Source organism: Acidovorax sp. LjRoot204 (assembly GCF_056175785.1).
The window spans coordinates 1-24,257 of sequence record NZ_JBGFFF010000011.1 but is presented as its reverse complement, the minus strand read 5'-3'; the positions used below and the strand labels follow the sequence as shown (position 1 = coordinate 24,257).

Annotated in this window: 23 protein-coding genes; 2 read left to right on the top strand and 21 right to left on the bottom strand. The window is 59.0% G+C overall.

The features are described from left to right. The first annotated feature begins 17 nt into the window (after positions 1 to 17). Complete coding sequence (locus AC04MI_RS04130) at positions 18 to 1,325, top strand: methyltransferase (protein ID WP_056059431.1); 1,308 nt, start codon at positions 18 to 20, stop codon at positions 1,323 to 1,325. A gap of 13 nt (positions 1,326 to 1,338) precedes the next feature. On the opposite strand, the gene AC04MI_RS04125 is transcribed toward AC04MI_RS04130, so the two are convergent. From AC04MI_RS04125 to gspE, 18 genes are all read right to left on the bottom strand, one after another. Then, entirely contained in the window at positions 1,339 to 2,208 is an 870-nt protein-coding gene (locus AC04MI_RS04125) for a class I SAM-dependent methyltransferase (RefSeq protein ID WP_288851653.1), read from the bottom strand. A gap of 117 nt (positions 2,209 to 2,325) precedes the next feature. Then, positions 2,326 to 3,306 (bottom strand): class I SAM-dependent methyltransferase, encoded by a 981-nt coding sequence (locus AC04MI_RS04120; protein WP_476497145.1) that lies wholly within the window; start codon positions 3,304 to 3,306, stop codon positions 2,326 to 2,328. Between the two features lie 85 nt (positions 3,307 to 3,391). After that, positions 3,392 to 4,705 carry an ABC transporter ATP-binding protein gene (locus AC04MI_RS04115; RefSeq protein WP_369816948.1) on the bottom strand — a complete coding sequence of 438 codons (1,314 nt, stop codon included), beginning with the start codon at positions 4,703 to 4,705 and terminating at the stop codon, positions 3,392 to 3,394. Beyond that, positions 4,702 to 5,502, bottom strand: a complete 801-nt coding sequence (locus tag AC04MI_RS04110) for an ABC transporter permease (protein WP_056059437.1) — start codon at positions 5,500 to 5,502, stop codon at positions 4,702 to 4,704. The genes AC04MI_RS04115 and AC04MI_RS04110 overlap by 4 nt, the downstream gene beginning before the upstream one ends. A gap of 97 nt (positions 5,503 to 5,599) precedes the next feature. Beyond that, positions 5,600 to 6,532: a peptidylprolyl isomerase gene (locus tag AC04MI_RS04105; protein WP_436074445.1), complete on the bottom strand. Its 933-nt coding sequence runs from the start codon at positions 6,530 to 6,532 to the stop codon at positions 5,600 to 5,602. A gap of 86 nt (positions 6,533 to 6,618) precedes the next feature. After that, complete coding sequence (locus AC04MI_RS04100; protein WP_436074444.1) at positions 6,619 to 8,376, bottom strand: cell surface protein; 1,758 nt, start codon at positions 8,374 to 8,376, stop codon at positions 6,619 to 6,621. 186 nt (positions 8,377 to 8,562) lie between these two features. After that, on the bottom strand, positions 8,563 to 8,949 hold the full coding sequence (locus AC04MI_RS04095) for a hypothetical protein (protein ID WP_056060003.1): 387 nt from the start codon (positions 8,947 to 8,949) through the stop codon (positions 8,563 to 8,565). A gap of 107 nt (positions 8,950 to 9,056) precedes the next feature. Then, the gene (gene gspD / locus AC04MI_RS04090) at positions 9,057 to 11,486 is read right to left on the bottom strand and encodes a type II secretion system secretin GspD (protein ID WP_436078372.1); all 2,430 of its coding nucleotides are present in this window, start codon (positions 11,484 to 11,486) and stop codon (positions 9,057 to 9,059) included. A gap of 59 nt (positions 11,487 to 11,545) precedes the next feature. Beyond that, the gene (locus AC04MI_RS04085) at positions 11,546 to 12,208 is read right to left on the bottom strand and encodes a hypothetical protein (RefSeq protein ID WP_436078371.1); all 663 of its coding nucleotides are present in this window, start codon (positions 12,206 to 12,208) and stop codon (positions 11,546 to 11,548) included. Then, positions 12,205 to 12,765, bottom strand: a complete 561-nt coding sequence (gene gspM, locus AC04MI_RS04080) for a type II secretion system protein GspM (RefSeq protein WP_056059445.1) — start codon at positions 12,763 to 12,765, stop codon at positions 12,205 to 12,207. The genes AC04MI_RS04085 and gspM overlap by 4 nt, the downstream gene beginning before the upstream one ends. Continuing rightward, positions 12,762 to 14,060 carry a PilN domain-containing protein gene (locus tag AC04MI_RS04075; protein ID WP_476497142.1) on the bottom strand — a complete coding sequence of 433 codons (1,299 nt, stop codon included), beginning with the start codon at positions 14,058 to 14,060 and terminating at the stop codon, positions 12,762 to 12,764. Before AC04MI_RS04075 ends, gspM begins: the two co-directional genes overlap by 4 nt. Before the next feature lie 21 nt (positions 14,061 to 14,081). Further along, a complete protein-coding gene (locus tag AC04MI_RS04070; protein ID WP_056060006.1) occupies positions 14,082 to 14,891 on the bottom strand; it encodes a general secretion pathway protein GspK in 810 nt (269 codons plus the stop codon). A gap of 47 nt (positions 14,892 to 14,938) precedes the next feature. Next, positions 14,939 to 15,601 (bottom strand): prepilin-type N-terminal cleavage/methylation domain-containing protein, encoded by a 663-nt coding sequence (locus AC04MI_RS04065; RefSeq protein ID WP_436078370.1) that lies wholly within the window; start codon positions 15,599 to 15,601, stop codon positions 14,939 to 14,941. After that, positions 15,598 to 15,999, bottom strand: coding sequence for a type IV pilus modification PilV family protein (locus AC04MI_RS04060; protein WP_288851665.1), 402 nt, complete (start codon positions 15,997 to 15,999; stop codon positions 15,598 to 15,600). Before AC04MI_RS04060 ends, AC04MI_RS04065 begins: the two co-directional genes overlap by 4 nt. Further along, positions 15,996 to 16,445 carry a GspH/FimT family pseudopilin gene (locus AC04MI_RS04055; RefSeq protein ID WP_395458053.1) on the bottom strand — a complete coding sequence of 150 codons (450 nt, stop codon included), beginning with the start codon at positions 16,443 to 16,445 and terminating at the stop codon, positions 15,996 to 15,998. Before AC04MI_RS04055 ends, AC04MI_RS04060 begins: the two co-directional genes overlap by 4 nt. 25 nt (positions 16,446 to 16,470) lie before the next feature. Next, a complete protein-coding gene (gene gspG / locus AC04MI_RS04050) occupies positions 16,471 to 16,926 on the bottom strand; it encodes a type II secretion system major pseudopilin GspG (protein WP_476497164.1) in 456 nt (151 codons plus the stop codon). A gap of 28 nt (positions 16,927 to 16,954) precedes the next feature. After that, entirely contained in the window at positions 16,955 to 18,211 is a 1,257-nt protein-coding gene (locus AC04MI_RS04045; RefSeq protein WP_436078369.1) for a type II secretion system F family protein, read from the bottom strand. Continuing rightward, entirely contained in the window at positions 18,204 to 19,925 is a 1,722-nt protein-coding gene (gene gspE, locus AC04MI_RS04040) for a type II secretion system ATPase GspE (protein ID WP_436078368.1), read from the bottom strand. Before gspE ends, AC04MI_RS04045 begins: the two co-directional genes overlap by 8 nt. A gap of 314 nt (positions 19,926 to 20,239) precedes the next feature. Between gspE and AC04MI_RS04035 the strand changes: the two genes are divergently transcribed. Continuing rightward, positions 20,240 to 22,147 (top strand): hypothetical protein, encoded by a 1,908-nt coding sequence (locus AC04MI_RS04035; protein ID WP_436078367.1) that lies wholly within the window; start codon positions 20,240 to 20,242, stop codon positions 22,145 to 22,147. A gap of 17 nt (positions 22,148 to 22,164) precedes the next feature. Here AC04MI_RS04035 and rfbC read toward each other — a convergent pair whose 3' ends face one another. The 3 genes from rfbC to rfbD form a co-directional block, all read right to left on the bottom strand. Beyond that, positions 22,165 to 22,710: a dTDP-4-dehydrorhamnose 3,5-epimerase gene (gene rfbC / locus AC04MI_RS04030; protein ID WP_108497318.1), complete on the bottom strand. Its 546-nt coding sequence runs from the start codon at positions 22,708 to 22,710 to the stop codon at positions 22,165 to 22,167. 12 nt (positions 22,711 to 22,722) lie between these two features. Beyond that, on the bottom strand, positions 22,723 to 23,607 hold the full coding sequence (rfbA, locus tag AC04MI_RS04025) for a glucose-1-phosphate thymidylyltransferase RfbA (RefSeq protein ID WP_056059467.1): 885 nt from the start codon (positions 23,605 to 23,607) through the stop codon (positions 22,723 to 22,725). A gap of 13 nt (positions 23,608 to 23,620) precedes the next feature. After that, on the bottom strand, positions 23,621 to 24,257 hold a 637-nt coding region (gene rfbD, locus AC04MI_RS04020; protein ID WP_476497140.1), incomplete at its 5' end, for a dTDP-4-dehydrorhamnose reductase.

Below are 24,257 nucleotides of genomic sequence, written 5' to 3'. Positions count from 1 at the left end.
TTACTTCAATCACCACCATGAACAGTATTTCCGACCCCAACCTTCCGCTCATCGAAGCCGCCCGCACGCTGATAGAGCAAGGCCAACTTGCTCAGGCTGCCGACGCGCTCAATCAAGCACGAGCCCAATTCCCCAACGACCCACGCGTATACATGATGGCAGGGGTCATGTCAGAAAAAGCTGGCAATGTGGCCGGAGCGTTTCAACTCATGCAAACCGGGCTGTCGCTCGCCCCCAACTGGGCTCCCGGAATTATTGTGCTGGCGCAGTTGCAGGCCAGACAGGGTCAGTATGAAGAAGCGAGCGAGAACGCCGCCACAGCGCTTCAACTTGACAGCGAGAGCCGCGTCGTGCTGGATGGTGCAATTGACGTCGCACAACTCACTGGTGACTTCGCCCTCGCCGTGCGCCGTATCCGGCAAGGCCTGGCCCGGCAACCCTCCGATGCCAAGTTGCGAATGATGCTCGCCTCCGCCCTGGGTCAGATGGAGCAGTATGACGAGGCCCTTGCTCTCTGGGACGGGCTCATTGCAGACTCTCCCGAGGATCGCGCAGCGCTCGAAGGGCGCATGCACATGCTCTTGATTGCAGGGCGTCTGGAAGAAGCTGCTCTCGCAACAGCCCATCTGCGAGCGCTCGACCCCACCAATCCCGTCTACGCCTACTACGAAGAGCGCGCACAAGGACAAACTCCAGCACACCAGCCCACCGAACTCAACCGGCAACTTTTCGACAACGCTGCACATTTTTTCGACGCCCAGCTGGTCCAGGGCTTGAACTACAGGCTGCCACAGCAGATTGCCAAGAAAATCATCGCTTTTTATCCGGACAGAAAGCTCAACCTGCTCGACTTAGGCTGCGGAACAGGACTGCTGGGGGCCCAACTGGGCAGGCTACAAGGTCGCCTGGCGGGCGTGGATTTATCCCCAAAAATGCTTGATCAGGCACGCCGCTACAACCTGTACGACACATTGACCGTCGCTGACCTGCACGACGCACTCAGCGAGGCTGAAGCTACGTCCTACGATGTAGTCGTTGCACTGGATGTCTGCGTGTATGTGGGCGACTTGAGTAAAGTCATTCCCGCAGTGTGGCGCACCCTGGTGCCAGGTGGAAGACTGTTTTTCTCATGCGAAAGTGGGCCAGAGGATGGACCTGACCTCGTCCTGAATCGGTCTACTGAACGGTACGTCCACAAGCGCAGCCATGTCGAGAGCCTGTGCCGGGATGCCGGATTTGTGGTGGAAGTCGAAAACACCGTACTGCGTACCCAAAAGGGCCAGCCCGCACATGGCTTTGTAGTCATGGCACGCAAGCCCTCGTGAACGACTTGTCTTCCTAAGCACCCTTGCGTAACAGCAAAAAAATCTCATTGTTGCGCAGCACTGATTCACTGTATTGCACAAGTAATTGCTGCGGTGGCAGCAGGTCTACGCTGCGTCGCTCCTGTTGCTCCACCACGAAACCAGCCTGACGCACAAGATCCACCAGTTCATCCGCCGTCAAGCGGTTGAGCTGTTGGTACTCCTTGAATACGAAGCGTTTGTAGCCGTCTACGCCAAAGTCAGCAAACCCAAAGTCGACTTCCTCCGCGTTGATCGGCCCTTCGTGGGCTTCGATGGTGGACCACAGCACCTCTTCGGGCACCAGCAAATGGTGCCACGGCACTTCGTCATAGCGGCGCAGGTGCGATCCATAGGGTGAATGGAACAACGGTTCGATCTGCAAGAAAAACACCCCCCCCGGGCGTAAACAGGCGTGCAGATCCTGCAAGATCGGCAGCAACTGGTCGCGCTGCACATGTTCGAAAGTAGACCAGCTCATAATGCCATCGATACCCGAATGGCGATCCGACAGGCGCGCGCCCGGCGCGATGGTCTCAAACGTCAGCGCAGCCGGGATACGGCGCATGCCCAGTTGCTCGCTGGCAATGCGCGGCAGTTTGGTGTATTCCCTGCGAATATCGATGCCATGAATGGCAGTAGCGCCGTGACGCAGCACCAGAGACAAATCGGTAATGCCATCGCCGCAGCCAAAATTTAGCAGTCTTGCAGTGCGCATATCAAGCGCGCTGCCCATCCACTGGTGGACCACGTTGGCGGCGTAATCGAAATGCGCCCGAAACCACTCGTCACTGATGCGCTCTGCATCCCATGGAGCCATACCCCACAGCCGCTCCTGCAACTTTAACCACCAACTATTGTTCATTGCTTCTCCAGGGATAGCACTGTGATCCATCGCTTCCTACGTTCCCGCGGCAGCACCATGTTGCAAGCAGTCTGGGCTGCTTGGCCACACTACCAACGCTCCACCCAAGTGCTCCTTTCACGGTTTGCGCAGCACGTAAGCGTCCTGGTGGTTCCAGAAATGAACTGGTGCCTTGTGCACCAGCCTGTCGGCCCCCACTGTTTCGGCAATGCGCGCAAGGACAAACGCCTCTGAGGTAAAAGTGGTGCCGTATTCCTGCTCGTCGATGGCAGTGGACTCGCTGGAAGCCGCAAAAAAATAGCCATCCTCGTCCAGCGTCACATGATCAAAGTCGGCCGCTTTGATACCGTGGGTGCTGAACACCAGCAGCCCGCCAGGGGCAACCGCTTCGTACAACACCTTGAGCCAACGCGACCACGTCGCGCTTGGCAAATGGCTGAAGAGAGACAACACAAATACCAGGTCATAGCGGGCAGGCCATTGCACACTCTCAGGCACGCTGGTCGACAAGAAGCCATCAACACCGAACGTGCTACGAGAAAACTCCACCGCATTCGGCACTACATCCGACACCACGACCCGCGAAGGACCCAGCGCCTTGACCAAGTGCCGGGTGAACCGGCCATGGCCGCTGGCGAATTCCAACACGCGGGGTGTCCTCAATAGTGGCTGGTCCACCGCCTCCAGCAGCAGCATCAGCTCCGACAAAGTTCTCCAGCCGTCCGCGAGGTAGTCGCGCAGTGGGTTACGGCTTGAGTGGTGACTTCGAAAGAAGCCGAAAATGTCGTCTTGCTCAGAGATGGTGCAGTTCAGCCCCATGACGTTGTTGAAGGACCCGATCAGGTCATTCGCCTCTATGAGTGCGTGGGCGGCCAGCACCACATCGCGTTCATCGCGCGCACGCACCAGCACTTGCGCTGCAGCCTCCCTGTCGCCCCGTGCCAGCAGCTCACGCCCCTCTCGTAGCAGTTGTTGGCCAAGGGTGGATGTCGATGTTGGAAGAACTGTCATGGTGTTGGAATGCGCGAGAAACCACAGATTATCGGGGAGCAGCTGGAAGATGCCGACTCGGGAGCGCAGGACAGGTGCACGCTGCAAGCGCGACATCCTGCGCCTTGGTGCTTTGACAGCCCCGCTGTACGCAAATGAGTCAGCCGAGGATCTGCGGGAGAGTCTGCGGGCGTCAACTCCAGCGGTGGGGCAGCCGCACCAAACCAGGTAGCGGCTTGGGGAAAATGAAGCGGAAGTGCAAAAACTGAAACCACTGGTCATACACTGCCAGCCCCGTTTCGTCGAACAAAAAAGCACTGATCACATAGTCGCCGCTGTGTAGAGGGAGATCCGGGAAGGTCAGGACGGATTGCCAGGTGCCGTCGTCAAGTTGGACAGGCACTGCTCCATCTTCGTGCGTAGCAAGTGAAGTGATGCCCACGCCCTTTGACTGCTCGATCATGAACCCGATATTCGGGCGCTCCATCCCCCGCCCTCGGGCACGGATGGTCACCACCAGATCATGGCCTTGGAGCACCGGCGGCTGGTCGCCCACCGCATCATTGAGGTGCGCCACATCCACCGACAGAATGCAGGCACTGCCGCCATCACTTGCCGCCTTTGGGGCGGTGAAATGCCGCGACTGGTCAGCCATTGAACCATCTGGAGGATGCCCTGCACCAGCACCTTCGGTCACAGCTGGCACGGGCCCACCAGGAGCGTCGCCCTCGGCCGCGGCTTCACGCGCTCGCGTGTGTACGTCGTACGCGGCAAGCACCGCCTCTGTATTGCCGAACTGCTCCACCCGGCCCCCCTTGAGCCAGAGTGCCCGGTCGCACAGATGGCGAATGTGGTAGGGRCTGTGTGAACAGAACAGGATGGTGCAGCCGCTGTTACGAAACGCCGTGATGCGCTCGACACACTTTTTCTGAAAATTCTGATCCCCTACGGCCAGCGCTTCGTCGATGATCAGAACGTCGGGCTGCACAGCAGTCACCAGGGCAAAAGCCAAGCGCACGGTCATGCCCGACGAATAGGTTTTTACCGGCCGGTCCAGCGCCTCACCCAGTTCGCAGAAATCGATGATTTCAGGCTCCAGGCGCGCCATCTCATCATGATTGATACCGATCAGGCTGCCCGCGAAGTAAAGATTGTCGCGGCCGCTGAAGTCGGGGTGAAAGCCAGCGCCCAGCTCCAGAATGGCAGTCACCCGGCCTACGCGATCAATACGCCCATGGCTGGGCTGCAAAGTACCCGCCAACAGTTTGAGCAAAGTGCTTTTGCCTGCACCGTTGTCACCGATCACACCAATACATTCGCCACGCCGCAATTCAAACGACACATCGCTCAGTGCCCAGTGGCTGCGGTGGGTGGCTTTGCCCGTCAACAGCGCACGCAGCCTGGCCCGGGGGGTGGGATAAAGCTTGTATTCTTTAGCTACGCCAGCCACTGACAGCACGGTGTCAGGCACCACGCTCGGCGTATTGGGGGAGTTTTTGGTGCTCACAACCAGTCCACCAATTGGTCACGGCTGCGGGCCACCAAGGCGTTCAGCACCACTGACAGTGCACACACCCACACAAGCGTTGCGCACCATACGCTCCACTGGGGCCACAGACCTTGCAGCAGCACTTGCTGATATCCCATGACCAGACCCGTCATCGGGTTGAGCCATAGCACCCAGCGCCAGGCTTGGGGAAAGAGCTGAATGGGAAACAGAATGGGTGACAGATAGATGCCCACGGAGAGCAGAAAGCCCACCAGCTGCGCAACGTCTCGCAGCGCCGCAGCCAGTATGGCCAGTGCGTAACCCAGCACCATGCACAACAGCATTTGCAGCAGCAGCAAAGGCAGCAGAGCCAGGATGGCTGGCTTCAGCCCATGCGCAGGAATGTAGGCCACCGCTACCAGCAGCAGCAACGGGCCATAAATAGAGAAGCTGGCCAACACTGAGCGTGACGTAAACAGCACAGGTGGCAGAGGGTTCTTGTGCAACAGGCTGCCAGCGTCGATCAAGCTGGTCATGCCGCGCTGTACGGCATCGCAAAACGCCATCCACGGCAAGGCGCCAACTACCAGATACGCGCCAACGGCCCTTGTAGGGGCCTGCTCGCCCAGGCGCATGCCAAACACCACATCAAACACTAGGTAGTACGCAGCCACAGTGAGCAGTGGCTGCAGATAGGGCCAGACAATGCCCAGTGCCGTACCGGAGTGGCGTGAAGCCACCTCCCGGCGCGTGAGCACCCACACCAATGTGCGCGCACGCCACAGCGCGCGCGCTTCGCTCCAGAGAATATTCATCAGAAGAAGGTTGCAGGCGGACAGCCGCCCACCGTGGCTCGTCTGGCCTTGGCTTCAGGCGATTAGGCCTTGGGCAACTGGCCGCCCGCTACCCATATTACTTGGCTGGCACCGGGATGCTAGCTCCTTTGGCGTAGCCTGCCGCAAAGTCTTCAATGGCCTTGGCATTGGGCTCCACACCGTCTTGCAGCTTTTGTGCTGCCTTCACGCGAGCATCTTGCGTGACGCTGGCGCGCACTTCCTTGAGCAACTCATCTTTCACCTCGTCGAAGGAGCGATTGCTTGGCGGCTTGCGGTCTTCCAACTGGATGATGTGGTATCCAAACTGGGTTTCCACCACACCACTGAGGTCGCCTTTTTTCTTGAGATCAAAGACAGCTTCATCAAAGGCGGGCACCATCCGGCCCTTTGGGAACAAACCCAGATCGCCGCCACGAGCTGCACTGCCCTTGTCGGTGGAGTGCTCTTCTGCAAGCTTGGCGAAATCCCCACCCTTCTTGATGTCCGCAAGCAATTTTTCGGCTTTGGCACGCGATTCCGGGGTGACCCCTCCAATGAGAATGTGCCGCGCTTGTACCTGCTCGCCCACCTGGAAGCGTTCAGGCTTCGCACGGTAAATGCTGCGAGCCATTTCAAGGGCGGCAGCATCGCTGGGTGCCGCCTGCTGATCAATGCGCGCCAGCATCATGTCAGACAGAACCTTGTCGCGCGCCAGTTGCAGCATGGCAACCACCTGCGGGTCCTTGTCCAGTCCTTCCTTCAAGGCCTGCTGGCCCAGGGCACGGCGCACATACATATTCATGGCCACTTGGCTCACGCTCTGCTTGTTGCCCAGCACCATAGGGCGCATTTCCGCGGGCATGCGCATCAGTGCATCTGCCTCCAGATCAACGCTGGTGATGGCAAATTTCCCGCCCTGAGTCAAGGGCAAAGGGCCCGCTGCCTGGGCCATCGAACCACAGGCGAGCAAAGCAGCAGCCAAGGTAATACCGCGCAGCGGCGAGATGCAAGTTGTAGTCAGAAGCTTCATGGATAAAAAGGAGATATGAAATGAAAAAAAGGCGGGGAATCCCCCGCCTTTTTTGGATCGCGTTGCCGCGATTAAGTGCCCACGAATTACTTCGTGTAGCGGTGTGGCCAAGAGATACCGTAGGTACCCGACACGCCAACACCAGCTTGTGGGTTGGTCAGCTTGATGAAGGAGTTACCCAGCAGTGGCAGACCTTGAGCAGCGTTGGTCGTGTCGATCACGCCCCAGCCGTTCGTGTAGATGCCGGAAGTGATGGTGCTACGAGCAACCGAAGCGCCCAACACGGAGTTGCCCGTGTCAGAGAAGGCCAGCACGCTGACTTCGCCGCAGAATGCAACGGAGCTGGCGGTACCAGGCGAGAACACTGGACCTGCAGTAGCAGAGGTTTCTTCACGGTCGAAGAACTTCTGGCCATCAGCGTACACGCAGATGTTGCCGTTGGTGTCCACAGTGGTGTTACCACCGGTCTTGTAAGTACCGCCACCGGTCAGGTAAGCGCCGCTCACTGCAGGGTAGAACCACTCACCAGCTTGCGTACCGGAGTTGTTCAGGTCAGTGAACAGACGGTACTTAGCGTTGGAAGACGTTGGGCCGGTAGCGCCGCTCGTGCCGGTCACAGCTGCGTAGTTGGCAGCCACGTTGTAACGACGTGCGGGCATGGAGAACACCCAGTCGGTCTTCGCGGTGATCGATGCGTCCAGAGCGTACTGGTTGGTCACCGACTTCACAGCCAGGGCCGTCAGCAGGTTCGTGGCTTGTGCCAGGGTGGTAGCAGTGCCAGCCGCGCCGAAGAAAGGCGTAGACAGGTCAGGTGCGTCGTAGTTCAGCATGGGCAGCGTAGCGGTAGCGACAGCAGTACCCGTTGCATCAAACACGTTCAGAGCACGGAACAGCGGGTCAGCCGTCACGCCGTCTGCGCCGTTGGCGTTCAGCGTAACCAGGGCATTGCCCAGCTGCGCGAAGTGACGGAAGTTGGCCACGCCATTCACACCACCAGCACCAACGGTAGCAGCGATAGCAGTTGCAGCACCCGAGAACACGGTGGTTTGTGGCACATTGATGATGTACCAGTCACCCATCAGGCCGCCGGTGGGGCTGTCCAGACCAGCTGCAGTGATTTGTGCTTCAGTGGTGTAGTCAGCGATAGCAGCTGCGTTCAGAGTCGAACGAGCGGTAGAGCCAGCAACGGAGCAAGGAGCCACGCCAGACACGTGCTTGGTAGCAGTGTACAGAGGGGAGCGATTAGGACCAGCAGCATTCAGGGCACCGTTGGTGTCGAAAGCCTTCAGAGCCGTGATGTCAGCCACGTTGAACACTTCCACGTAACCTTCGCGAGTCAGTGCAGTGCGCTGAGCTTCCGTCAGGTAGCCAGGCAGGCGGCTGGTGGAGTTGTTGAAGGACTGGGTGGTCAGCGCGGGCACCGTGCAGGTGTTGTCTGCGGTGGTGATTTGGGCCAGGCCATTGGCATCAGCCGTCACAGCAGCCGTCCACACGTCGCCAGGCGACAGGAAAACCTGGAAGTCCAGCAGGTCGTCAGAGTTGGAAGCGGAGCGGAAACGCACCTTGGCGACCTTACCGTTGGTTTGGTCGGTGTTGGTGATGTGCAGAACGGTCATGTTGCCGTTTTGCGCATTGAAGTAAGGCACCACCAGAGCGTGGCCCACACCACCAGCCGTCACTGCCAGAGCAGTCGCCGTTGGCTTGGCAATAATCTTGCCAGCATAGGTAGTCGCAGTTTGAGGACCAGCATCGGTGCCAACAACCACGTCAGCCGACGCGACACCCGCGAAGCCCAGGCCACCAATCATGGCAGCAATGCTCAGGGCCATCACATTTTTTTTCATACAAGAACTCCAGTTAAAAAGTTGGTAAGCGCAACTACCACGATTGATTACGCTAGAGAATCGTAGCACAGCGCTCTTGGGAACTACACTTGATTACGCGGGCCTGCTGGTGTTTGTTGACCAAATACAACAGTCTCGAATAACCAAAACCTCATCCCCTGGCCTGCAAGGGAGCTGCCTCAACCCTTACAGATCTTGGTAGCGCCACCACTGGCCGTCTTCCAACAGCCAAGTCTCACTCAGGTGGGTTGCAATGGTACCCAAATTCATGCCCACCAGAGCAGGTGCGGCACTGATTTTGATGCGCACCGTGCATTTTTCTGGCTCACAAGTGACATTGATAGGCTCTGCACCTTGCAAGGATGCGCCTTCACCGAACTGCGCACGAAACTGCTCGGCAGTATGCAGCTTGCGGTAAGCGGGTGTGGACAGCGAATAGGCCTTGGCGTAATCACCGGCAATGCGCGCCTTCCAGTATTCGGTGGCGCGCTTCTCCACCACCTTCTCTGGCGGAGCCGCCAAAGTAGCGCAACCAGCCAACGCCATGGCAGCCACTGTGGCCAGCGCGGGCATCCAGAGAGGTTGGCGCTGGCGAATCCACGAAAGAGTCTTCATCTTGATGGTTTCCTTCTATTAACAATCTACGTTTGATTGATTACTAACACTAACTACCACGCGAGTTACTGCGGACTGACGGACTGCACTGCCGGAGCAGGGCGCGCCTTGGCTCCATCGCGCATTTCAATGATGTTCAGCCCTCGCAGGCGATCACGTAAGTCTTCACTCACTTCGCGTATTTCGGGGTCGGTGCGGACCACCCGGGGGCTCAAAACCACCAACAGCTCGGTTCGCTTACCGGTGTTGGTCGTGTTACTGAACAAGTTGCCCAGAAGCGGCACATCCTTGAGCAAAGGAACGCCACTTTTCCCCGCGGAGCGATTGTCTTTGATCAACCCCCCCAAAACAATGGTGTCGCCACTGCGCACGGCCACCTTGCTGCTGATTTGCCGCTGCAGGAAGATCGGCTGATTGTTGGCGCCCGTCAAAGTAGATTGATCGGTCATGCTCTGGTCGATCTGCATGGTCACCAAGTTGCCCGCATTCACCGATGGAGTGACAGCCAGATTGACGCCGGTATCGCGGTACTGGACGGTGCTCGTCGAGACGTTGCTGTTGTTGAGGAAATCAGTGGTGCTTGTCAGCACAGGTACCTGGTCGCCCACCGCCATCATCGCGGTGTGATTGTCCAGTACCATCAACGATGGGTTGGACACCACTTTGAGCAGATCTTGGCTGGCCAGCGCATTCAGGATCACCCGGACCTTGCTGGCCGAATTGATCAACGAGTAAGTGAATCCCGCACCGGCGATGACATTGAGGCTACCGCTGTTGTTTGGGTTTTTGTCATTGGTGGACAGCTGCCCCACCCCGGTGTTGCCCCCCCCGGTTCCGCCGCTGAAGGCCCATTGCAGACCATATTGCAGCGTGTCATTCAACGTGACTTCGATGATCGACGCGTCGATGAGCACCTGGGTGGGCGGCTGGTCCAGCCGCTTCAGGGTGGATTCGATCTTCTGGAACTCGGCGCGCGTGCTCCACACCAGGATGGAGTTGTTGAGCTCGTCCGCCATGACGCGAACCCCGCCCACATTGGCTGCCACCATGCCCTGGGATGTGGTGTTTGCTGTTTGGCTATTGCGGTTCTGGAAGGAGTTGGTATTACCAAAGGCGCTAGAGCCACTCATGGTCGAGCCGGTGCGGTTCGTCGTGGCGTAGCCGGTATTGCCGGAGTTGCCCCAGGCGCTATTGCCGAATGCAGAGCCTGTGCCGCCAAAGGGCGATTGCACTTGTGACGTACCCGCCGCCCCACCCAGACCCGGAGCTACGCCGCTGTTGGCTGTGGCCGTGTTGGTCTGGCTGGAACCAAAGATGCCGGACAGCACACTGGCCAGATGCTTGGCATTGCCATTCTGGACACGGTAGATGAACAATTGCGCTTCGGCACCGTTGTCGCTGGGTTGGTCGAGCTTTTCGATCCATCTGCGCGCCTCTTCCAGGTAAGCAGCGCGAGGTGTCACCACCAAGATGCTATTGAGCCGCTCCACCGGCATGACTCGCAGGGCTCCAAACAGCGGGTTGCCCTCGCCCAGCATGGCAGCCGCTGCGGACGCGCCCGAAGCCGCAGATGCTGCGCCTGCCGTGGTTGCCAGGGAGGAACCGCTGGGAGCGCCCGCCGGCGCCTGGGCCGAACCACTGACCAGCCGCAAGGCCGCCTCGACCTCCTTGATGGTGGCGTACTTCAGCGGAAAGAGCCCCACGGACATGCCTTTGAGCAGGTCCACATCAAACGTATTGACGAGATCCAGCCAACCCTCCGCCTGACTGCGGGTGCCGGCAAGCACCAGCAGATTGCGCACATTGTCCACACGAACGATGGCGTCGGCGGGTGCCAGCGGCCGGAGAATAGTAGCCATCTCCCCCGCACCAATGAAGCGCAGCGGAACTACGATGGCTCCATACCCTGGAGGCAGGGGTGCGCCGCTACCGCCCGCGAACTGGCGTACGGCGCTACCGATGCTCTTGAGTGCATCGGCTTTGCCGACGTGGTACGTGCCCCGTACGTCCCGCACCATGGCAAGCCCATTGGCCTGCAATGCGCTTTCCAGCAAAAATACAGCCTGGTCTGGCTGGATGGGGGTGCGCGTGGACAGGGTGACAGTTCCGGCAAGCGGCGGGTGCAGCACGTAAGGAATTTTGAGGATGTCCCCCAAAATCGTTCGAGCCACCTCGGCAACGGGCGCTTCCTCAAAATTGAACGAGAGCGGAGCCCCTTCAATAGGTGAAACCGGCCGCGCGGGCGCCAACACCTGATCGTTGCCCTGAATGTAGCGGGGTTGCGCAGTGTTGGGCGACGGACTGGCAGAGGAAGGAGCAACCTCCGCACCGGGCGCGTCTGGCGCAGCGACCGCACCTCGCGGAGCGGTAGGGGCCAGGGTGCGCGCAGCAGGCGGCTGGGCAGCCTCTACAGAAGCGGGCTGCACATCCTGAGCTAGTGCCGCCTGAGCAGCCGCAAGGGCAATGGCGGTCAGTACAAATCGGGTGGAAGTCATAGAGTTACACAAGCCCTTGTGGGGTGAAGTTGGACACGGCGCGGGGCGAGCAGTTTGTGTTATTGCGGTGCGCTACCGCCAAAGACGGGCACCAGCGGACGCCCGGTTGGACGCGCCGTCGGTTGCGGAACAGGCGTACCGTTGTTAGCGGGTGATGGCGGCAAATTCTGCGCCGCAGCCGGCCGAGGAGCGACCGGCGGGGCAGCCGTGCCCGCACTGGGGGGCAAACCGGTGTACGTGGTCAATGCTGCACGCGGCAGCTGGAGCACTCGACTCTGCCCGCCCTGCGTAAAGGTAACACTGCGGTCTTGAATGGCCGAAAGCGCCCAGCCTTCGACCACCTCGCGCAACCTGACGCGCCTGTGCTTGCCCGCAATCTGGATGATGGCACCTCCATCGCCATCCCCCATAAAGAGCCCTGAGAGCTGCGCAGTGCTGAGATTGTCAGTTGGCGCTTTTTCCTCCGGCGGCGGGGGCGGAGGCGGAGGACGCCGCGTGGGCGAGAAAACAGGCCGATCCAGCATGGCAATGAACTGGGAGGTATCGGTCGGCACCGCACGCGGCAGCGCCGGCACCATTGATGGATAGTCCGCTGTCTGCGGGGCCGGCGCTTGCCAGCGAATGTTGCGCAGGTGCCCCGATGAATCAATCCAAAGCCTCGCCAACACCAATGCCAATGCGGCATTGACGAACAACAGAACATGCAGCGAGTATTTCTTCATGGCCGCTCTCTCAGCACGCTCAGAGTGAATTGCGCCGACAGGCGCGGAGGCAATTTGGGGTTGATGTTTGCCAGCCCTCCCAATACCTGTACATCCAATTCATTGATCACAATGACCGGCTGCTGAGCACCAAGCACTGCCAATGCGCTTTGCAAACCCAGCAATTCACCCTCTGCACGCAGGACGAGTGGAATACGGTCAAAACCTTTCTCCTCCTTCGGAGGGAGTACCTGGCTGGTAATGACCTGCAGCCCTGCGGATGAGAACAGGTCACGCACCTTTTGCTGAGCCTGGTTGCCTGTTTGGGTTCCGTCCAAAGCTGCAGGGTACACGTACTGCGCGCGCAACTCGGTTGCTCTTTGGCGTGCGGCTTCGAGTTCGCCCCGTTGCGATTCAAGCCCCAGCAGCCGCGCATACCGGGGTTCAATCTGCGCAAGACGCTCCTTACCCCAGGCGTGTTTGGTCCGCACATACACCGCTCCGCCAATGACAGGGAGCAGTACAACGGCCAGCAGCAGCACGACAAGTGCCGTTCGGCGTACTGCGAGCGTGTTCATGGAGCTCCTTTGCGCTCGGGTTTTGCCGAGGAAGACTTTGCAGGCACTTGGGGCGGACTTCCGCCAAACACGGGCACAAGAGCGCCCGGGGCGGCGGGCGGAGCGGTAGCCGTCGACGCACTTGCAGCGGCGCTTGGTGCGGAGGCAGGCTTAGCCACCGGGGTAGACGGAGCGTTCACAACTCCTGCAGGAGCTGCGGATGTAACGGTTGAAGCAGGCATCGATGCCGTCATGGCCGCAGGTTGAGGTACCAAGGCAACCCCAAACTCTTGCGGGTCAAGCGAAAACTCGATGACGAAGTTTTCCTTGGAGTTCGCGCCCGCAACACGCGTAGTGGGGGTAGGTGCACGAACATCGCGAATACCTGGTTGCTCGCCAAGGATCTGCATGAGTGCAGAGGCATTGGCAGTCAAGCCCGTGATCGTGACCTTCGGCCCCTTGAGCGTGAACCCCTGGAGAGCCGTGTCGTCGGGCAGCACTTTAGTAAGCCGATCAAGCACTCTCATCGGCTCCACACGGCCTGCAAGCAGCTCCGACAATACGTTGAGCTTTTCTACCGACTGCATGAGCACTTCGCGCTCCTTCACCAAAGCAGGCGTGCGGTGCACGACGTCGTCATAAGCACCCACAGCCTCGATAGCACGCGCCCGCAACTGCAAAGTAGGAGTTACAAAAATGGCCGCCATCAAGATCAGCGCAGAGGCCAAAAGACCGTAACGAGCCCATCGCCCTCGCGCGCCCGAAGCAAGCCGAGCTCYTTCGCCGTAACCATTGAAGACGATGGGAGCCCCTGCAGCCAGGTCTACCCAGACCTCCGGAGTCTTGCCCCCCAAGCGCTTAGTTTGCGCCTCAAGATACTGCGCAATCTGCTTACGGGAYGCCAATGCGAGATCCAGAAAGTTCGCCCCACCCGCTGCACCAGGCCGGGTACGATAGCCCCACACAAGGTCCTGCTCAATGAAGGGACTGACCGTACGCACCTGAAGTGCGGCTGCACTTGCGGTGTCAACCTCTCCCATGGCAGGGATTGTCAAGGTGCGGCGCAACAGCAATTCATCGGGCAACTCCACTGCTACGAATGGAGCCTGGATGCCCTTGCCGCTCACKCCGCGACGCGAGCCCCCCCTCCACAGCGACTCACCTCCATCTTGCTGGAGCAGAACCACAGAAGCATCCGGAGTGAGCCACGAAAACGGCGGTGAGCCCTGCATGTCCGACCACGCCTGTCGGACGCTACGCCCCAAGGCGCTCAGGTCAAGCCCCAGAAAACGGGCGTCGGTTTGAATGGTTGGCATTTAGTAGATGAATCGGGGGGCTTACGATTTACGGGGCTCAAGGCGCACAGCAGTCCGGAAGGTGTGCCAAGGCGCGCCATTAGGTGTGCGGGCATTGAGGTCAACGCTGCGCGAGACGCGCACGTACCCCCCATCGGCCAAGGGCACGCGAGCCTGGACTCGAACGCGGCGGGATACAGATGCATCCAGCAGACTACCATCTAATGCCGTGGTGTCGACGCCGGTTTGGCCCGCATCTCGGGCCATTGCAATCTGCGCAGCAGCTGCTGTGTTGCCGCCAGCCAGAACCGCAAGCACCTCGACGGGTGCCGCCAGTGGGTTCACACGCCCCGAACCCTGCAAGTCTGCGGTCAAAACGCCTTCCAGTTTAGCATAGAGGTCGTAGTCAACACCGGGTACTCGCAGTAGGTCCTCTTCTGCCTCAAAGCGCTGGGGGCCGCCTCTGGGGTCTCGGCGCATGCGCGTCTGGACTATGGCCTGGGCTGTTGCCTGCGCTGCTTCAGCAGGGAGCCCGCCAGCTACAGACAGGAGTCGCTCCAGCAGCGGCAACCCCGCCATATTGATATCGATGAGCCCGTTCAGAGGCATCGACTGTACCTGCATGGTGACGTTACGGTATGCAATCTCGGTCAAGGTAGCCTTCGTCAGGGGCTGATTGTTTGCAACGAGCGCCTGCAAGGCCATCTGAATGGCACCGTCACCCAGTGCTTGCGCCTCCACTTGCTGCCGAGCTTGCACGATGGCTCGGCTTTCTGTTCGGACGGTACGCATGGTCCCCGTCGCAATAATGCTCAAGGCCGCAACGATCCACAGCACCGCCAACAATGCCATGCCACGCTGGCTACGCACAGGCAGATTCACGCTATCTCGAGCCATGTTCAGGTACCTCCAAACACAGGCCCGCTCGTCCTAGGATCGCTACCCGGCAAAACCCTCAACGGCACGACAATTTCTGGCCAGGGACCAGAATTCGTCCGCACTGAAATCGCGACCCGATCAGGCAATCGGTCGGTTATCGTCCATGGGGCAGACCAATCAGGAGGCTCGACGGCGGCATCCTCGTACTGAAACGTCAGCCCCGTCACCCCGGCAAGAAGCGGCGTACTCTCTCCCGAGGCCCAATCAGGCAGCACAGCTGCACCCTCCCAAGGCATGTACTGCAACAATAGGATCCCAGCATCTGTTAACTCGAGTCGGAAGTGGTACCGGCCACCAGCTCCATAGCGGGCGGGCATGACGCCAACCCAACTCATGGACGACACCGAGCCACTGAAAAAATAAGGACTTGCACCATTAGCCACAGGGGTGCCGATCTTTTGTGCAGAAACTCGTCCTAATATCGAACGCAGAAAACCACTGACGGTGCGCAAATCATCCACGCGCTGCAGGCGAACATCCACCCGCTCCTCCGTTTGTGATGCCGTGCGCAAGGCAGACGCCATAGCCACCATCACGAGCGAAAGCAACGTCATGACGACCAAGAGCTCCACCAAAGTAAAGCCTCGCTCTTCGGATCGACGAGTTATAAAACTCTGTATCACGGGCGGACCTGTACTGGGGGCTTGCGCTCAGGACGCAAAGTGGTGAGATCAAAACTGCGCGGACGCCGGTCCTCTGACCAGGTAATTGAAATACTCACCTCATGCAGCGCCGGAATGTTGGGGCCCGACAGCCCAGTGGCATAAGGTACGGACTGGATCTGCCAAAGGTAACCGGCCGATTCGCCCGATTGTTGCCACCCGCCCTCGGGCACGGTATCGCGCAACGACAACAGTGATTGGGCAAGGACGACTGCACGCTGGTAGCGTTCTATGTCCCCAGCACTGCGAACACTGCCACCCATAACTCGGTAGAGCAAGCCCAGCGACATGGCCATGATGGCAAACGCGACCAACAATTCGAGCAACGTGAGACCACGTTGCCTCTTGGATGCCCTCATGGCAGCAATGCTTCCTGCGTGGCTCTTCCGGATAACCAGTCCACACGCAAGCGCGTTCCAGAGCCAGGAAAGCGCAGGATTTCTATGCTGCCGCCAGTGGCACCACCGGACGGAAGAAACCGGATAGACACCAGCCCCTGAGGGCCAATCTCGCGGTCGGCCACGACTGCACGCAACTGCAGCGGCTCAGGCAAAGCCTTGACTTCCATACCTTCGACGCCATAGCGGCGTCGAGCCAAGTCTGCCGTGAAGCGGACCTCACGGCCCTCACTGACAGCCGTGGCGCGGGCCGAGCGCAACTGATTGAACATAGAGCGTACGGCATCACGGTACTGCGATGCCTCTCGCATGCGCTCATAGGCCACAGGCACCAACCCGATGACGAGTGCCATGATGCCAAACACTACAAGCAACTCAACCAGCGTAAAGCCGCGTTCACGCCGCACGGTGAATCCAACCGAGGAGATGCACTCAGGGCGTGTTGCGAATGTCGGCGTTCTCACCCTCACCGCCGGATGCCCCATCGGCCCCCAACGAGAGAATTTCTATGCCGCCATTCGGGCCAGGGTTTGCGTATTTGTAAGGACGCCCCCAAGGATCGGAGGGAACCCCCCCCTTGAGGTAAKGGCCGGACCAACCATTGACAGATCCAGGACGCTTGACCAGAGCATCCAAGCCTTCTTCCGTGGTTGGATAGCGCCCCACATCGAGCTTGAAAAGCTCCAGCGATTTGTCCAGATCGGCGATCTGCACGCCCGCTGTCTTGGACTTGGCCCCACCCAGTTGCCCTAGAACACGGGGCCCCACCAGGCCTGCCAGCAGCGTCAGGATTGCCAGCACCACCAGCAACTCAATCAGCGTGAAGCCTCGCGAACGCCGGGCCGCAAACACGGTGCCGCGAGCGCGGCCAACACTTGTACTCACCATGAGAGAGGAATCCTTGGACAAACAAAAATTATATGGCGAGGTCATTGATGGACAGAATTCCGAGCAAGATGGAAACAATAATGGCCGCGATCAGCACGCCAAGCACCAGAATGAGCACTGGCTCGACGAGCGTCAACAGGCGTTTGATGCCAGTTTCGACCTCCCGGTTCAATATATTCGACAGTTCCAGCATCATGGGTCCAATGCGCCCCGTCTCCTCACCTACACGAATGAGGTTGATGGCCAACGGCGCAAAAATGCCAGTGGCCGTGATGGCCTGCACGACTTTCCCCCCCTCTTTGACGATAGGCGCCACTCGCCCAAGCGCTTGCTGAAGCACAGTGTTGCCCACGGTTTCTGTGGCGATGTGAAGCGCCGTTAGCATTGGTACGCCGTTACCGAGCAGCGTCCCAAGGGAACGAGAGAACAGAGTCAGTTGGTATTTGAGTGCAAGGGGCCCCATGAGTGGCAAGCGCAAAACCAACGTTTGCCACCAACGGCGACCTGCAGGTGACTTGAGCCAGCGTAGTGCCACTCCCCCCACACCCGCAAACACGAGTCCCATCACCAGACCATACTGGGTAAACGCATGCCCCAACCCCATCACGAGACGCGTAGGCACCGGCAGCGCATCGCCCATATCAGTGAACAACTTCTCAAACTGCGGTACCACGAAACCAAGCATGGCGATCAGCGACAGTACAGCCACTCCCAGCAGGATGGCTGGATAAATAGTCGCCGAAATAACACTCTCCCTCAATGCGCGCTGACGTTCCATATGCTCAACCAGGCGATCGAGCACTGCAGACATCTGGCCACTGGCTTCGCCAGACCGGATCATGTTGATATAAAAATCGCCAAACAGGTCTCTGTGGGCCGCCAATGCACGACTGAGCGGCGTACCGCCTTTGACTGCGTCAAGAATGCCCTGCACCAGAGTGGCGACACTCGGCTTGTGGCTCATGTCGATGAGCACTCGCAAAGCGTTGTCGAGCGCCAATCCCGCGCGCAGCATGATGGCCAATTCAGATGTAAGAGCCAAAACATCTGGCGAAGTAACAGGCCCCCTGGCCTGGCGTCCCTTGGGGCGCGCAAAGCCTCCATAGGAATGGGCCTGACCGGAGGCATCAGACAGAGACGCCGCTGCACTGGCATCACCGATATGCAGTGGCGTCATGCCTTGATCGCGCAATTGCTTGAGCACCTGGGCAGGAGTGGACGCGGTCAGGCGCCCTTCTTCGACTTTGCCCGCACTGTTGGCGGCTCGCCATGCGAACTCAGGCATCAGACTGGTCCTGCGTCACCCGAGCCAACTCATCGAGTGTGGTGTAGCCTGCAGCAACCTTTCGCAGGCCATCCTCATACAGGCTGAGCATGCCACTTTGGGCTGCAATCGAGTTAAGTACATTGGCATCACGCCCTTCGATGATGGCTCGACGCATGGGTTCATCGATCAGGAGCAGCTCATGAATGCCCGTGCGCCCCCGGTAGCCCGATTGACGACACTGCTCACAGCCAACCGCCCTGTACACAAGTTTTCCAGGGGCGCAAAAGCGCGACAACCCGGTACTCTCGCGCACCTCAGCGCCCGGCTCGTACGCCTCTTTGCAATGCTCGCAAAGTGTGCGGACCAGGCGCTGGGCCAAAACACCGTTGACAGCGGAGGTGATTAAATAGGGCTCTACACCCATATCTTGCATACGAATCACCGCACCAGCGGCGGTGTTGGTGTGCAGCGTGGACAGCACCAAATGGCCCGTCAGGGCGGACTGCACGGCAATTTGCGCTGTTTCCCCGTCACGCATTTCACCGATCATGATGATGTCCGGATCCTGACGGAGTATGGAGCGCAGCGCATTTGCAAATGTCAAATTGATCTGCGAGTGGACCTGGATCTGGTTGATGCCTTCGAGCTGGTACTCCACCGGATCTTCGACGGTAATGATTTTCTGCTCACTGGCGTCAATTTTGGCCAAGGCTGCATACAGGGTGGTGGTCTTGCCTGAGCCGGTAGGGCCAGTGACCAGCAAAATGCCGTGTGGGCGAGCCAGCAAATGGTTGAAGCGCACCAACGTGTCTTTCTCGAAACCCATCTTTTCGAGTTCCAGCCGCACACTGGCCCGGTCAAGGACCCGCATAACCACACTTTCGCCGTGAACCGTCGGGACGGTAGACACGCGCAAATCCAGTTCACGGCCCTTCACACGTGTCTTGATACGGCCATCCTGCGGCAAACGGCGCTCGGCAATGTCGAGGTGCGCCAGGAGTTTAACGCGCGAATTGACAGCTGCAGACAGGCGTGGGGGTACCAGTTCACCGGGGTGGATCACACCGTCAACGCGATAGCGAACATGCAAACCATCATCGAATGGCTCCAAGTGAATATCAGAGGCACGCAAGTCAATCACGCGACCGATAATGGTATTGACCAAGCGGATGACAGGGGCCTCGCTGGCGAGATCCTTGAGATGCTCGACAAAGTCACCACCATCCAGTCCGTCGCCAAAGCCGTCGTCAGCATCCTCGGGTTCTTCAACCGGTTCGACAAGCGCTCTTTCAATATCGCTTTCGAGAGCGAGGTGAGGCCGAATCGCAAGGCCTGTAGCAAGGTGGAGCGCCTTGACCAAAAACGCGTCTTGCGGCACAGACATGGCGACGTGCAAGACACCATCCTCCAGGCGCAGCGGATAAATGGCATGGGCCTGAAGAAACTCAGGCAGCAACCCTTCAACCTCCGGCACGAGGTCAGGAAAACCTTCCGCCTGCACCAATGGAACACCCAGCTGCACGGACAAGACGCCGGCCACATCACCATCGGAAACCAGTCCCAGCCTAACCAGCACACGTCCGAGCATGCCGCCCATTTCCTGCTGGGCAGATAGCGCGCGCTCCAGGTCACGCGACGAGAGTTTCCCGGCCTGAACGAGAAGTTCGCCAATCCGGGGGCGCGAGTCGATGACCTCGCCGGCCGGCTCGACCAAAAGTGTATTTGTCGTCATGAAAAATGTTGATATAGCCCCCCGACATGAGGCCAAAACGATGGGCGTGCAAGAGCCCCCATCCGACAGAGGCGTTGGCAGGAGTGTAGCTGCGGCCAAGTCCAGCACCCACCCCTGCAGAATGCGTTCCCGAGCCAGGATGGGCAGTGGAAGCACAGATCCGGCGCAAGCGCTACAAATTAGATAGCTTTGCACCATGAAACACTGACGCAAAGCCCACTTTCGCCCGACCGTTGCGCAATCAGTTAAGCAGTGCACAAGTGCCAGTGCTTTACATTCGTCGGCACTTGGTAATCCGATCCAGGCATGCAAATATGAGTCCTTTTAATCCAGCCAGTCGCACGACGGCGCTTTCCACCATCCTCGCTGCGTGCTGCGTGCTCGTTGCAGGCGCTGCAGGAGTACACCTGCTGTACAACCACACGAAAAACAACTTGCACAGCAAAGCGCCAATGCTGCTCGCACCCATGATTGGCGCCATCGATACGTGCATTGCTGCGCCTACAGACACCACCCAGGAGCCCCACACGGGGGATCTAGCACGCAGTTGCATGGGCCCACGAGGCTCAGCAGCGGCATTGGTGGAATCAACGCTTTCCACGCTGCGCCCCTCGTCCAGCGCACAGAACGCGTATCCACTGGGTTACACACTGCCAGTACCTTTGCTACAACTGTTTCGCAAGGACATCCATGGCGGTTGGGAAATTGATAGCCCCATGGTTGATCGCTTGGTGCGAACGATCCGTGATACCGACCGGCCTTTGATCCTGTACCTGTTTTCGACACACTTCTCTACAAACGCCTCACTGGAAAAGGCGCTGGCCCAGGATGCTGGCAACCTTGCGCAAACACGTGACGGCCCCCTCGTACAAAGCAGTTACTACGGTGCGCCTATCCATAACTGGACTTTTGCAACCCCTCACACGGAGCTGACCAAGCGCCGCGTTCAAGCTGCACGCGCAATGTTGGATGCGGTGTGTCGATTACCCGCACACGACATCGCCAAAATTCGTGGAGTCACTCTTCTAGGCGAACTGCATCACCTGTTTCCTGATTTTGAAAGTGGCATGGGATTCACCCTCCCCTACCGCGTTACCGATTACAGCCCGCAATCCATTGCTGCATTTCGTACATTCCTGCGCGACGAGTTTCAAAGCGTTGGAAAGCTCAACCGAGCGGTGGGGGCCGATTACGCCTCTTTTGACGAAGTAATACCTCCTTCCAAAGACATTCGCGTTGAACCACTGCAGCGATACACCGAGCACATCGATTCTTTTGCGCAAGGAACCCTGCCCATTTCCGGATGGGCCTATGTCTCGCGCACCGAAGGATCGGGACCGGCTTGGGTGCATGTGTTTCGCAACGGCGTGTTCGTGGGCAAAACGCCGGTGGACAAGGGGCGACAGGATGTACTGAAAGCAAAGCCAGAGTTTGGCAACGCCGACACCGGCTGGCGACTGGACATGGATTTCCGACGCCTGCCTGCCGGCATACATCGCATCGACGTATTCCTGGAGCAGACCCCGGGACGCCTCACACCTCTCGGCACGCGGCGCATTGCCATCATGGACAGGGCGCAAACACCTCCCAAGCAGCTACCTCAACAACCACTTCCACCCAGTACGACCGCCATACCGTCACCCCCTGCGAGCATCGACATGCCTGTTGATGAATCCTCTTACTACTACAACCCCTTGGTACCGTTGTGGCACCAGTTCAGAGGACAGCAGGTGGTGGACTACCTTCGGTTCTTTAACGATGTAGTTCATGAGTCATGTCTTAGTAACGTACCTCACTACACACACCAGATCGTTCCTTTCGCGAATCCTAGTTGGGATGCTCACAAGTTCGCCATTGATGCGTCGCTGCGCGAGCAACAAGGAATACGCCTCGGGGTAAGCCTGTACGGAGATGCGAGTTACGGGCAGGCGTTTGGACAGTGGTACAAGGCCACGGGACACCGGGGTTACGGAGTCACGGAATTTCACCCACTCAAGGCCATGAATACGCCGACGCTTCAGCGCACACTGGACCAGCATGCTGCCAGGGGGGCTGAATTCTTGTCTTTTTTCATGGAGCCCCGCTGGGAGGGCAAGCTTGTGGCACGAGGCCACAACATCTTTTCGTTCGACCCAGACAACCCCCAGTTCGGATCTGACGCACTCTACGAGTCAATGCGGCAGGCACTGAGCCAAGGTACTACCAATCCACCGCGCCAATAGAGATTTGGTACCCAGCGTCAGGGGAATACCTCGGCATGAGACAGCTTGACCCCTTGAGCGTCTTTGACGGACAGGCGCGGCTCTGCGGTCAACCGCCAATCGATGGCCAGAACTGGATCGTTCCAGGCTATGCACCTCTCATGTGCGGGCGCATAGTAGTCCGTGGTCTTGTACAGAAATTCGGCCGTTTCGCTGAGCACGACAAAACCGTGTGCAAATCCTGGAGGGACCCACAGCTGATGATGATTGTCCGCACTGAGTTCAGCTCCCACCCATTGACCGAAGGTGGGTGAACTGCGGCGGATATCAACAGCCACATCAAAGACCGAACCGCTGACTACACGGACCAACTTCCCTTGAGGCTGCTGGATCTGGTAGTGCAACCCCCGCAGCACCCCTTGGACGCTGCGGCTGTGGTTGTCTTGGACGAACTGGTGGGATGTGCCTGTCGCCTCGTTGAAAACCCGTTGATTGAAGCTCTCATAGAAGAACCCCCTCGCGTCTCCAAATACCTGGGGCTCGATCAGTACAACATCAGGAATAGCCAACCGTGTAGCTTGCATGAACAGCGCCTATCAATAAATCTTGTCTTTGAGCAGGCGCATCAAGTACTGACCATACCCACTTTTGACCAACGGCTGAGATAGACGCTCCAACTGCGCACTATCAATCCATTGTGAACGCCAGGCGATTTCTTCGGGGCACGCAATCTTCAGCCCCTGGCGGTGTTCCAGCGTGGCGATGAACTGGCCCGCCTCCAGGAGACTTTCATGCGTACCTGTATCGAGCCACGCATAACCCCGCCCCATGATCTCTACGCTCAACTGCCCTTGCTCCAGATACAGACGGTTCAAGTCAGTGATCTCCAGCTCTCCACGCGGCGAGGGCTGAAGTTTCTTGGCCATCTCAACCACCTGGTCGTCGTAAAAGTAAAGGCCTGTGACCGCATAGCTGCTCTTGGGTTGTGCTGGTTTTTCCTCCAGAGAAAGCACTTTGCCCCGGGAATCGAACTCAGCCACGCCATAGCGCTCAGGGTCCTGCACATGGTAGGCAAAAACACTGGCCCCCACTTCTCGCTGCCGGGCGTTGTTCAGCAGCTCGTGGAAGTCGTGGCCGTAGAAGATGTTGTCGCCCAGCACCAGCGCACTGGGAGCACCGGCCAGGAAAGCCTCTCCGATGATGAATGCCTGCGCCAGGCCATCCGGACTGGGCTGCACGGCATATTGCAGGTTCAGGCCCCATTGGCTGCCGTCGCCCAGCAGTTGCTCAAACCGCGGCGTGTCCTGCGGCGTGCTGATGACCAGGATGTCGCGGATGCCCGCGAGCATCAGGGTGCTCAGCGGGTAGTAGATCATGGGCTTGTCGTACACCGGCAGCAGTTGCTTGCTGATGGCCAAGGTGGCCGGATGCAGCCGAGTACCGGAGCCTCCGGCAAGGATGATGCCTTTGCGTTGCGTCATGTGAGGGTGCCGATCAGAGGATTTCAGCCAGCATGCGCGCCACGCCCGCTTGCCAGTGGGGCATCTGCAGGCCGAAGGTGGCTTGCAGCTTGCCGGTATGAAGGCGCGAGTTGTGCGGGCGCACGGCAGGAGTGGGAAATGCGCTCGAAGGGACGGGAGCGACTTCTTTTGCTTTGATTTGGATAGCAGGTTGCGCAAGCTGCGCCTGCGCGATCACGAACTTTGCGTACTCGTTCCAGTTCGTTTCTCCGGCTGCGACACAGTGGTACAGACCCGCATCCTGAGGGCGCTGCAGCAAGTGACTCAGGGCATGTGCCGTCACGTCGGCCAGAAGATCGGCACCCGTGGGCGCTCCCCACTGGTCGTCGATCACAGTCAGGCGCTCACGTTCCTGCGCCAGGCGCAGCATGGTCTTGGCGAAGTTGCCACCACGCGCCGCATAGACCCAGCTGGTGCGCAGGATCAGGTGCTTTGCACAAGCCTCTGCAATGAGCTGCTCGCCTTCGAGCTTGGTGCGACCGTACACACTCAAGGGAGCGGGTGTGTCAGTTTCGAGCCAGGGGCGGCTGCCGCTGCCGTCGAAGACGTAGTCGGTGCTGTAGTGCACCAGCCAAGCACCCAGCTTCGCCGCCTCCTGGGCAATGGCGCCC